The sequence below is a fragment of the Helicobacter pylori genome (assembly GCF_014497725.1).
GTDB lineage: Bacteria > Campylobacterota > Campylobacteria > Campylobacterales > Helicobacteraceae > Helicobacter > Helicobacter pylori_DE.
The window spans coordinates 56,324-68,841 of record NZ_JACTGF010000004.1; the positions used below are offsets into that span (position 1 = coordinate 56,324).

A 12,518-nucleotide genomic window follows, 5' to 3' on the forward strand; every position below is an offset into this window, starting at 1 on the left:
AGAGTCAAAAAATAATTTTATAGCAAAAAAGGTAATTAGAGAGATAAAAAGGGATAAAAACCCTCAAAAAGTCTTTTTAAATCCAAAAGAGAAAAAGTTTAAATAGCACCTATAACACCCTCTCACAAGAGAGCGTTATAATCAAATCAGCCTTTGCGCTTTTCTACAATTTCCTTAGCGATATTGCTAGGCACTTCGCCATAATGATCAAACTCCATGGAGTAAGTCCCACGCCCTTGAGTGGCTGATCGTAAATCCGTAGAATAACCAAACATTTCCACCAACGGCACAAAAGCATTCACAATTTTCAAGCCTAATCGGTCGTCCATAGAATTGATTTGCCCTCTTCTTCTATTCAAATCGCCAATCACATCGCCCATGTATTCTTCAGGGACTTCCACTTCCACTTTCATCATAGGCTCTAGTAAAACCGGGTTAGCCGCGCGACTCGCTTCTTTAAACGCCATAGAGCCAGCGATTTTAAACGCCATTTCCGAAGAATCCACATCATGGTAGCTCCCATCATAAAGGGTAACTTTAAAATCCACCACCGGATAGCCCGCCAAAACGCCATTTTGCATCGCTTCTTGGATACCCTTATCCACTGCAGGGATATATTCTTTAGGGATCACGCCCCCAGAAATTTCATTCACAAATTCATACCCACTGCCAGGCTCTTTAGGCTCAAGCTTGATAAACACATGCCCGTATTGCCCACGACCACCGCTTTGCTTAGCGTATTTATGCTCTTTGCTCACGCCTGAGCGGATAGTCTCTCTAAAGGCGACTTGCGGCTGACCGATTTCAGCCTCCACCTTAAATTCTCTTTTCAACCTATCCACGATGATTTCTAGGTGCAATTCACCCATGCCGCCAATGAGGGTTTGCCCGGTTTCTTCTTGAGTCATCACCCTAAAGCTTGGATCTTCTTCAGCGAGCTTGCCTAACGCTACGCCCATTTTTTCCTGGTCTGCTTTCGTTTTAGGCTCCACAGCGATGTGAATGACCGGCTCAGGAAATTCCATCCTCTCTAAAACGACCGCATTCTTTTCATCGCAAAGCGTATCCCCAGTCAGCGTGTCTTTTAAGCCCACAAACGCGCAAATCTCACCCGCATAAACTTCTTTAATGTCTTCTCTCTTGTTGGAGTGCATTTTAAGCAGTCTTCCCACACGCTCTTTTTTGTCTTTGGTGGAGTTATACACATAGCTACCGGACTCTAGCTTGCCGCGATACACGCGCACAAAAGTGAGTTGGCCCACAAAAGGATCCGTCATGATTTTAAACGCCAAACCGGCAAACTCGCCATCATCGCTGGATTTCACAAAAACTTCTTCTTCGGTTTTTGGATCAATCCCCCTAATATCCACAACCTCTGTGGGTGCTGGCAAGTAATCAATCACCGCATCTAATAAAGTCTGCACGCCTTTATTTTTAAAAGAAGAACCACAAAGCATAGGGACAAGGCTCATGTTCAAACAACCTGTTTTAATGCCTTTTTTGATTTCTTCAACGCTTAATTCCTCACCGCCCAAATACTTTTCCATTAAGGCTTCATCTTGCTCGGCTACGGCTTCTACAAGCTTTTCTCGGTATTGTTTAGCCTTTTCTAACAAATCGCTAGGGATTTCTTCCACATCGTATTTGGCCCCCATGGTTTCATTATTCCAAACAATCGCTTTCATTTGGACTAAATCAATCACGCCAATGAAAGTGTCTTCAGCCCCAATAGGGATATTAATAGGCACAGGATTAGCTTTCAAGCGTTGCTTGATCTGATTTTCTACATTATAGAAATTCGCCCCAATCCTATCCATTTTATTGACAAAAACAATCCTAGGCACGCCGTATTTATTCGCTTGACGCCACACGGTCTCGCTTTGAGGCTGCACGCCACCCACCGAGCAAAACACCGAAACCGTGCCATCTAGCACGCGCATGGATCGCTCCACTTCAATAGTGAAATCCACATGCCCTGGGGTGTCAATCAAATTGATTTGGTGATCCTTCCAAAAGCAAGTCGTTGCCGCAGAAGTGATCGTGATCCCTCTTTCTTTTTCTTGCTCCATCCAATCCATTGTCGCCGCACCGTCATGCACTTCGCCAATCTTATGGCTCACGCCTGTATAGAATAAAATCCTTTCAGAAGTGGTGGTTTTCCCGGCATCAATGTGAGCGGCGATACCGATATTTCTGATCCTGTTTAATGGGGTTTTTCTAGCCATTCTAACTCCAATTACCAACGATAGTGTGCGAACGCTTTATTCGCTTCTGCCATTTTATGCACATCTTCTTTTTTCTTAAAAGCCGCACCCTTATCGTTAGCCGCATCCATAAGTTCGTTAGCCAGTCTATCCACCATCATTCTTTCATTGCGTTTTCTGGTCGCTTCTAAAATCCAACGGATAGATAGCGACTGCTGGCGGCTCGCCCTCACTTCTACCGGCACTTGATAGGTAGCTCCGCCCACTCTTCTGCTGCGCACTTCCACTAAAGGACGCACTCTTTCTAGGGCTTTTTCAAACACTTCAATCCCTTTTTCACCGCTTTTTTCTTCAATCTTATTAAAAGCTTTGTAGATGATTTTTTCCGCTACGCTTTTCTTACCGTCGAACATCATCTTATTGATAAACTTAGTAACCACTTTGTTCCCATAAACAGGATCGCCCAAAACCTCCCTAACGGGTGCTTTTCTTCTTCTCATGTTTTTGTTTTCCTCTTATTTTTTCTTGTTGTCTGTTGCTTTCTTGTCGGTCGCTTTAGCTTTTTTAGTCCCGTATTTAGAGCGTGAAACCGTTCTTTTATTGACCCCTGCAGTGTCTAAAGCACCACGAACGATGTGGTATTTCACACCGGGTAAATCCTTAACCCTACCCCCGCGCACTAACACAATGGAGTGTTCTTGCAAGTTATGCCCTTCACCAGGGATATAACTGATCACTTCAAATTTACTGGTCAAACGGACCTTAGCGACCTTTCTTAAAGCCGAGTTAGGCTTTTTAGGGGTAGTCGTATAAACCCTAGTACAAACCCCTCTTCTTTGAGGGCATTCCACTAATGCAGGTGATTTCGTTTTTTTAACCACCTTTTTCCTTTCTTTTCTAATCAACTGATTGATAGTAGGCACTATTTTTCCTTATTCTAAAAATTTAAAACTAAAAGTTCCCCCATTTTACCCTAATTTTTCTTTTAAAAATCTTAACCGATTTTTTATATCAAAATTTAGAGTTATCCTCAAGCGCTCTCAGCACGATTTTTTTATTTTTATACATGCCCGTTCCCACAGGAATCATCCTTCCTAACACCACATTTTCTTTCAAGTCTTCCAAAAAGTCTTTTTTCATAGCGATACTGGCTTCTGTTAAAACTTTAGTCGTTTCTTGGAAAGAGGCCGCTGAAATGATGCTATCGCTCCCGATAGCCGCTCTGGTGATCCCTAAAAGCACCGGTTCAGCAATCGCTGGCTCACCTTTTAAAGCGATCACACGAGCGTTTTCTTCTTTGAAGAGTTTTTTACTGACTAAATCCCCTTCAATAAACTTGCTATCCCCACTGTCTAAGATGCGCACTTGCCTTAACATTTGAGACACAATGATTTCAATGTGTTTGTCCGCAATGCTTACCCCCTGCCTGCGATACACTTGTTGGACCTCGCTCACAATGTATTTATAAAGCTCTTTTTCGCCGCTGATCCTTAAAATATCATGGCTTGAAATTACTCCATCCGTCATCGCCTCTCCCGCATGCACAAATTCATCGGCATGCACTAAAATTTGCTTGCCCTTATCCACAAAATAATCTGTGAGACGACCATCTTTGGAAGTTACGATGATGTGTTCTTTATTGCGGATAGATTTACCAAAACTCACAATCCCATCAACCTCAGAAAGGATCGCCACGTCTTTAGGTTTAGGTTTTCTCGCTTCAAAGAGTTCAGAAACCCTTGGGAGACCCCCGGTAATATCCCTGGATTTAACGGTCGCTTTAGGGATTTTCGCTAACACTTCAGCCTGCTCCACGCTAGAGCCATCGCTAATAGCGATAGAAGTTTTTGGCTCTAGGAAATAACGCACTTCTTCGCCATTAGCCCCCTCTAAAAACAAGCTTGGTTTATACCCGCTTGGAATGTAATCATTCACCACTAGGCTTGTGATACCGGTATTTTCGTCTTCTTTTTCAGCGACCGTAACCCCTGCGATAATATCCACAAAACTCACCTTGCCCTTAAAGTCCGCAATGATAGGGGTGTTGTAAGGATCCCATGTGGCAATCGTTTTGAAAGTGTTAGTCGTGGGTTTAGAAATAAGGCTATTAGCGCTCACTTCACTATTATCATCAATTAAAATCTCAGAACCCCTAGCGATATAATGGCGAGCGGCTTCCCTGCCATTATCATCAGCTACCACCGCAAACAAGCCTTTTTCGCTCACAATATCGCCCTTTTTGATCCCATGTGTGCGCTCTAAATGATTGGCCTCTAAAACATAGTATTTGATCACGCCTTTTTCTTTGGCATACACATCTTGCGCGATAGGGTCGTTATCCTTGACTAGCAATTCGCTCGCATAAGGGATACGATTAGGCACATTCCAGCCCTCTTGGATAATATCAGCGATACTTCCCCCTTTATGCACCTTATGCCCGTTAGCGTAAGGCAAATACACTTTCCCCTCAATCTTACCGCCAACGCCGGCTAATTCGCTTGGCTTGACAATATCGCTTCTTCTTAAAACGAATTTAGCTTCTTGATCGCCATTTTTCACGCTCACAACGACTTCTTCATAGACCGTTTCAATGCGTAATTCCCCATCAAAAGGCGCTTTAATCTTAGGCTCTACCACTAAAATAGAAGCGTTACGGCGGTTGGCGATAATGTTTTTACCCTCTTTATTCGTGTAAGTCCTAAGGTTATAGAAGCGCACAAAACCTTCTTTGCTCGCCACGATTTCGCGCTCATCCTGACTCCTGCTCGCTGTCCCGCCCACATGGAAAGTCCTTAAAGTGAGCTGCGTTCCAGGCTCCCCGATAGATTGCGCGGCTACCACGCCCACCGCTTCACCCGGATAACTCATCTTGCCTTCGCCTAAATTCAAGCCATAGCATTTCGCGCACACGCCCTTTGGCGCTTTACAAGTTACTGGGGTGCGGATCGTAATGGATTTAATCCCGGCTTCAACCACCTTTTTAGCGCCCTCTTCATCAATCAAAGTGTCCGCATAAAGCAAGATTTCATTGGTAATGGGATCGATCACATCTTCTAATAAAACGCGCCCGAAAATACGCTCTTCTAAAGGCTCAATCAGCTCGCTCCCCACCGCAATATCCGTGATTTCAATCCCTTCATGCGTGCCGCAATCATCAGACACCACCTTGACATTTTGCGAAACGTCAATGAGTTTTCTTGTCAAATACCCCGCATTGGCGGTTTTTAGTGCCGTATCCGCTAAGCCCTTTCTAGCGCCATGGGTGGAGTTAAAGTATTCTAAGACATTCAACCCCTCTTTAAAGTTAGAAATAATGGGCGTTTCAATGATACTGCCATCCGGCTTTGTCATAAGCCCCCTCATCGCTGAAAGCTGACGGATTTGCGCCGCGCTCCCCCTTGCGCCGCTATCCGCCATCATATAAATAGAGTTAAAGCCCTCTTTATCTTGTGCGATAGCGCTCATCATTTCTTTACTCATTCTGTCATTGACTTCAGTCCAAGTGTCAATGATTTTATTGTAACGCTCTTGGTCAGTGAGCAACCCTTGATCGTATTGTTGCTGGATTTTTTTAACCTCTACTTTGGCTTTTTCCACCATTTTTTGCTTGTCTTTTGGCGTGATAATATCTTCCATAGAGATAGAAATACCAGCCTTAGTCGCATACCTAAAGCCAAGCGTTTTTAAATTATCCAAAAAGGTTGCAGTAATGCCGATACCGCCGACTTTATGCACATAATCCACAAGCACGCCAATATCTTTTTTCTTCATGGGTCTGTTCCACAAATCCGTAGGGATAAAATCAGGCAAAATGGACTTAATGATCATGCGCCCCGCGCTCGTAGCGATAATATTCCCTTGATCTAAAACCCTAATCTTTGCGTGGATGTCTAATTCTTTCGTGTCAATAGCGGTGATGATTTCATTCACGCTAGAAAAAAGCTTATGTTCACCCTTGACCCCACTCTTTTCTAAAGAAAGATAATATAGCCCTAAAACCATATCCTGGCTAGGAATGGCTACGGCTTTACCGCTAGCGGGCAAAAGGATATTCATAGAGCTTAACATCAGCACCTTGCATTCAGCGATCGCTTCCTGGCTTAAAGGCACATGCACCGCCATTTGGTCCCCGTCAAAATCGGCGTTGAACGCTGAACACACTAACGGGTGCAATTGGATCGCTTTGCCATCAATCAGCTTTGGATGGAACGCTTGAATGGATTGCTTGTGCAAGGTAGGAGCGCGGTTGAGTAGCACCGGATACCCCTCTGTGATTTCTTGCAAGCACTCCCACACTTCATTGCTCTTTTGCTCAATCATGCGTTTAGCCTGTTTGAGCGTGGTGGCATAGCCTCTCTCTTCAAGCTTGGATAACAAATGCGGTTTGAAGAGTTCTAACGCCATGTTTTTAGGCAACCCGCATTCATCCATTTTAAGGTTAGGCCCAACCACAATCACGCTTCTGCCTGAAAAATCCACGCGCTTACCTAAAAGGTTTTGCCTGAAACGCCCTTGCTTGCCTTTAATGATCTCGCTGAGTGATTTTAAAGGGCGTTTGTTAGCCCCTTTAACCGCATTGGTGCTGCGGCCGTTATCAAAAAGCACATCCACGGCTTCTTGCAACATCCTTTTTTCATTGCGAACAATGATTTCTGGCGCCCCAAGCTCCATTAGGCGTTTCAAGCGTTGGTTACGATTGATGACACGACGATACAATTCATTCACATCGCTGACCGCAAACTTCCCACCATCTAGCGCGACTAAAGGCCTTAAATCCGGCGGCAATACCGGTAAAACCGTGAGCATCATCCATTCAGGCCTGTTACCAGAATTTAAAAAGCTTTCTACCACTTTCAAACGCTTAATGAGTTTTTTCTTTTTCGCATCAGAATTGGTGTCTTTCACTTCTTCTTTCAAACTCTGTAATAAGGTGATCAAATCAATTTCTTCTAGCAAATCCTTGATCGCTTCGCCACCCATTTGCGCTACAAAACCCCTATCTTCGTATCTTCGTGAGATATTTTGATACTGCTCTTCATTCAAAATATCGTATTTCATCACAAGCTTAGTGCCTTCATTGTCATAAGCGGCTTCGCCTGGCTCTTTAACGATATAAGCTTCATAATACAACACGCGCTCTAAGTCTTTCATCTTAACGCCTAAAAGCGTGCCGATACGGCTAGGCAAGGAATTGACATACCAGATATGCGCTACAGGAGTGGCCAATTCAATATGCCCCATTCTGAAACGCCTGACTTTGGAGTGCGTGATCGCTACGCCGCATTTTTCGCATGTGCCAATGTCTTTGAAGCGAGGTTTTTTGTATTTACCACACAAGCATTCATAATCTTTAGTAGGGCCAAAGATTTTCATGCAGAACAAGCCGTCTCGTTCAGGTTTTAAGGTGCGATAATTGATCGTTTCTGGCTTTTTAACTTCCCCATAGCTCCAAGAATGGATTTTTTCAGGGCTGGCTAGAGTGAGCTGGAAAGAGCTAAAGTCTTTAGGCCTGTCATCTTCTTTAATGACAATGGGTTTAGGTGCTCCGTCTTCATCCACATCGTCCCCAAAAATATTAATATCCAAAGCGAGCGATTGCAATTCTTTAGTCAAGACATAGAAAGTCTCAGGGATTTCGCTCTCGCCCACTTGCTCACCTTTAGCGATAGCCCTATAAGCGTTCTCTCTGCCTCTAATATCATCGGATTTAATGGTAAGCATTTCTTTGAGAGTGTGCGCTGCGCCATAAGCTTCTAGTGCCCACACTTCCATTTCCCCAAACCTTTGACCCCCAAAGAGCGCTTTACCCCCAACAGGCTGGTGCGTTACTAGGCTATAAGGACCTGTGCTTCTGGCATGGACTTTTTCATCCACTAAGTGGTGGAGTTTGATCATATACATATAGCCCACATTCACGCGTTCCCTCATTTTCTCGCCTGTGCGCCCGTCATACAGATCCATTTTGCCATCCATAGCGATCTTGGCTAATTCAAATAGCTTATAAAATTTTTCTTGCGAGATACCTTCAAACACAGGGATAGCCATCTTAACGCCCTTGCTCCAATCTTTAGCGTATTCCAAAAGCTCTTCATCAGAGCAATTCTCAAGAACATGGATTGTCAAGGGGTCTTTTTCATTAATGGCGTTAGCGATTTCTAGCATTTTAGCGCGCAATTCTTTGGCAAAATCTCTGGTTTTATCCTCTAGCATGCGAGCGATTTGTTTCCCAAACTCTTTCCCCACTAAGCCTAAATGCATTTCTAAAATCTGCCCGATGTTCATGCGGCTTGGCACGCCTAAAGGGTTTAAGACAATATCTACAGGCTCGCCATCAGCGGTATAAGGCATATCTGCAACCGGCACGATATTAGACACAATCCCTTTATTCCCATGCCTTCCTGCCATTTTATCGCCCACTTTAAGCTTTCGTTTTGTAGCGATATAGAGCTTGACTTTTTTGATCACGCCATTAGGCAAAATATCATCTTTTTCTAAAATAGAAAGCTTTTCTTCATGTTCTTCGCCCAAAACTTTCTTTTGCTCTAAGAAATTGTTTTTAGTGATTTCATAGTGGTTTTGCACTTCTTTAGAATACTTTTTGACTAAACTAGCCAAAGTGAAGCGGTTGATTGAAGCGATTTCTTCTTTGGGGATTTGATCGCCTTCTTTATAATCCTTACCATTATGGCTAAAAGGCTCTTCTAAAATCGCTTGAGAAAGGAGCGAACTAACGCGCAACAATTCTTCTCTATTGAGCATGGTCAAGCGGTCAAAATGCTCCATATCAAGCTTGGCTTTTTCTTCTTCATACGCGCTCAAAACTCGCGCGTCTTTCTCATAGCCTTTTTTAGTGAAGACTTTCACATCAATCACCGTGCCCTCCAAACTGGGGGGGCAATACAAACTCTTATTGACCACATGACCGGCTTTATCTCCAAAAATCGCCCTTAAGAGCCGCTCTTCAGGCGTGCTTTTAATCTCGCCTTTAGGGGAAGTCTTGCCCACTAAAATCATGCCAGCGCTCACATAAGTGCCGACTTTAACGATCCCGCTTTCATCAAGATGAGCGAGCGCTTCTTCTTTCACATCAGGAATATCAGCGGTAAATTCTTCCACGCCATGCTTAAGTTCCCTAGCGTCCACTTCTTTTTCATAAATGTGGGTGGAAGTGAAAACATCGTCTTTAGTGATGCACTCACTCACCACGATCGCGTCTTCAAAATTGTAGCCATTCCAAGGCATGAACGCGACGCGCACATTTTTCCCTAACGCTAACTCGCCCCTATCCATGCTAGGGCCATCAGCGATGATTTGCCCGGCTCCCACTTTATCGCCCACTTTAACGATAGGGACTTGATTGAAACTGGTGTTTTGGTTGGTGCGCAAGTTTTTTTGCAAAGAATACGCATCAATATAGGCTTCTTCTTTGCCTTCGCCTAAAATATAAATGTTTTTAGAATCAATTTTTTCTACAACGCCTGCACGATTGGCTTTGATCGCTCCCCAAGAATCCCTAGCGATAATTTTTTCAATCCCTGTGCCTACAATGGGAGCGTCGCTTCTTAACAAAGGCACGGCTTGGCGCTGCATGTTAGTCCCCATTAAGGCACGGTTGGCGTCATCATGCTCTAAGAAAGGAATGAGCGATGCGGCGACCCCTACTAGCATGCTAGAGCTTAAATCCATTAAGGTAACTTTGCTTTTTTCGTTTAAAACAATCTCGCCTTCCACGCGCGTTTCAATCAAATCGCCTAAAATATTACCCTCTTCATCAATGGGGGTGCTTGCGGGAGCGATGATGTGGCTGTCTTCTTGAATAGCGGTCAAATAAATCGTCTCGCCCACTACCTTGCCATCCACAACCTTTTTATAAGGGGCTTCAATAAAGCCTAAATCATTCACTCTCGTGAAAGTGGAAAGGGTGTTGATCAGACCGATATTTTGACCTTCTGGGGTCTCAATGGGACAAATTCGGCCATAATGCGTGGGGTGCACATCCCTAGCTTCAAACCCTACCCTGTCTTTCACCAATCCCCCTTCACCGAGCGCTGAAAGGCGTCGTTTGTGCGTAACCTCACTCAAGGGGTTAGTCTGATCCATAAATTGCGAGAGCTGGCCACCCATGAAAAATTCCATGATGGTGCTGGTGATCATTTTAGAATTAACCAAGTCATGGGGCATGAGCGAATCAAAAGCCCCGCTCATGGTAGTGAGCTTGTCTTTAATGGTCTTTTGCATTTTCACTAAGCCTGAATGCAATTCATTGGCCAATAGTTCCCCTACCGCTCTGATCCTACGATTGCCCAAGTGATCCCTATCATCAATCTTGCCCTGATTGTTTTTGATTTTCATGAGGTATTTAACGGTGGTGATAATATCTTCATGCGTTAAAGTCGTGATGTAATCAGGCACATGCAAGCCTAACTTGTGATTCATTTTCATGCGCCCCACCATGGTCAAATCATAGCGTTCAGGATCAAAGAAAAGTTTTTTGACAAATTGCTTAGCCACTTCAGTCGTAACAGGATCGCCTGGTTTCATAACCTTATGGATACGAATCGCTGCTAGAGCGTTTTCATCATCAATTTTTTCCGTTTGCTTGAGCAATTTCAAAGACTCATAATCGGCCAAAAAAGAATGGATAATGGAAGCGTCATGCCCTAACGCTAGATCGTTGATGATCACAAATTCTTGCACGCCTAAATCGTGGATTTTTTCTAATTTGTTTTTATCTAGCTGAGTGAGCATGTCCAATAAGACTTCTTTCCCCACCATAACAGGCTCAGCTAAATGACGATTGAGTAAAATATCCATAGGGTATTCCACCCATTCTAGATGGTTTTCTTTAAGCTCTTTAATCTTTCTTGAAGTGAGCTTTTTTCCTGCTAAAAGAATAACCTTGCCTTGAGGATCTTTCAAGTCAAATTCCATTCTTTGATTGGCGTCTAATGAAGCAAATGGGATCAAATATTTATCGTTTTCATAACGCACTTTCACAAGCGGGTAGAACATTTTAATAATGTCTTGTTTTTGATAATCCATCGCCCTGAATAAAATGGTAACAGGCACCTTACGGCGTTTGTTGATACGAGCATACAAAACATCTTTAGAATCGTATTCAAAATACAGCCACGAACCCCTATCAGGGATGATTTGCCCTGTGTAAATGAGCTTGTTTAAAGAAGTGCTAGATTCTTCTTCTTTGAAAATCACACCGGGGCTTCTGTGGAGCTGATTGACCACCACGCGCTCCACCCCATTGATAATAAATGAAGTGCGTTCTGTCATCAAAGGGATCTCACGAATGAAAATGCTTTGTTCTTTAATATCTTTGATACCGTTCTTTTTGCCACTTTTGGTATCTTTTTCCCACAAGATCAAGCGCACTTTAATTTTGAGAGGGATAGAGTAGGTAATGCCCCTCTCCATCGCTTCTCTAACAGTGTATTTAGACTTGCCAAATTCGCAACCCGCGTATTCTAAAGTGATGCGGTTATGCTCATCTTGGATAGGGAAAATGGATTTAAAAACCTTTTCAATCCCACTCTCTTTACCCTCTTTAGAATACAAGAAAGAATCATAGCTGTCTCGTTGTAATAATAATAAATTAGGAACTTCTAAATCTGTCGGGGTTTTTGTAAAATCAGCTCTCAAGCGGTTTTTTAGGGGAATTTTTTTTGACATATTTCAAGCCTTTGATCAAAAATTTTGAGTTATTTAATGCATTAATTCAAGTAAGCATTGCAAAAGGATCTTTAAACTTTAAAACCATCCATGATAAAAATACCAAAACCCACCTGCAATACTAACCACTTTAGGCCACACGCTCACAAACAAAATCATGGAGCAAAATCATCTGCCACACTAGAGCAGAGAAAGGCGCAAAGGCCTTTCTGTTTTTAAGTCTTACTTGACTTCAACCTTAGCGCCTACTTCTTCAAGTTTCTTCTTGATGGTTTCAGCTTCTTCTTTATTCACGCCCTCTTTAAGCACATGAGGGGTTTTTTCAGTAGCGTCTTTAGCTTCTTTCAGGCCAAGCCCAGTGATTTCGCGAACCACTTTAATCACCTTGATTTTTTCAGCACCGCTATCAGCCAAAATCACATTAAATTCGGTTTTTTCTTCGCTCTCAGCCGCTGCACCGCCAGCTACAGCCGCACCCGCTACGACCGTTGGAGTCGCGCTCACGCTAAATTTTTCCTCAAACATTTTAACCAATTCAGAAAGCTCTAAAACGCTCAATGAACCAATATACTCTAACACTTCTTCTTTTGAAATTGCCATAATCCAATCCTTCAAATTTTTTTAAATTAA

General features: G+C 43.3%; 5 protein-coding genes. All 5 read right to left on the reverse strand.

Going from position 1 to position 12,518, the window contains the following annotated elements:
• Positions 1-146: 146 nt before the first annotated feature.
• Positions 147-2,225 (reverse strand): elongation factor G, encoded by a 2,079-nt coding sequence (gene fusA, locus H7N69_RS04565; protein WP_187884942.1) that lies wholly within the window; start codon positions 2,223-2,225, stop codon positions 147-149.
• Between the two features lie 11 nt (positions 2,226-2,236).
• Positions 2,237-2,704 carry a 30S ribosomal protein S7 gene (rpsG, locus tag H7N69_RS04570; RefSeq protein ID WP_001254355.1) on the reverse strand — a complete coding sequence of 156 codons (468 nt, stop codon included), beginning with the start codon at positions 2,702-2,704 and terminating at the stop codon, positions 2,237-2,239.
• Positions 2,705-2,719: 15 nt separating this feature from the next.
• Positions 2,720-3,127 (reverse strand): 30S ribosomal protein S12, encoded by a 408-nt coding sequence (rpsL, locus tag H7N69_RS04575; protein ID WP_001142321.1) that lies wholly within the window; start codon positions 3,125-3,127, stop codon positions 2,720-2,722.
• An 88-nt stretch (positions 3,128-3,215) separates the two neighbouring features.
• Complete coding sequence (locus tag H7N69_RS04580; RefSeq protein ID WP_187884943.1) at positions 3,216-11,888, reverse strand: DNA-directed RNA polymerase subunit beta/beta'; 8,673 nt, start codon at positions 11,886-11,888, stop codon at positions 3,216-3,218.
• Between the two features lie 222 nt (positions 11,889-12,110).
• Positions 12,111-12,488: a 50S ribosomal protein L7/L12 gene (rplL, locus tag H7N69_RS04585; RefSeq protein WP_187884944.1), complete on the reverse strand. Its 378-nt coding sequence runs from the start codon at positions 12,486-12,488 to the stop codon at positions 12,111-12,113.
• Between the last annotated feature and the right edge of the window lie 30 nt (positions 12,489-12,518).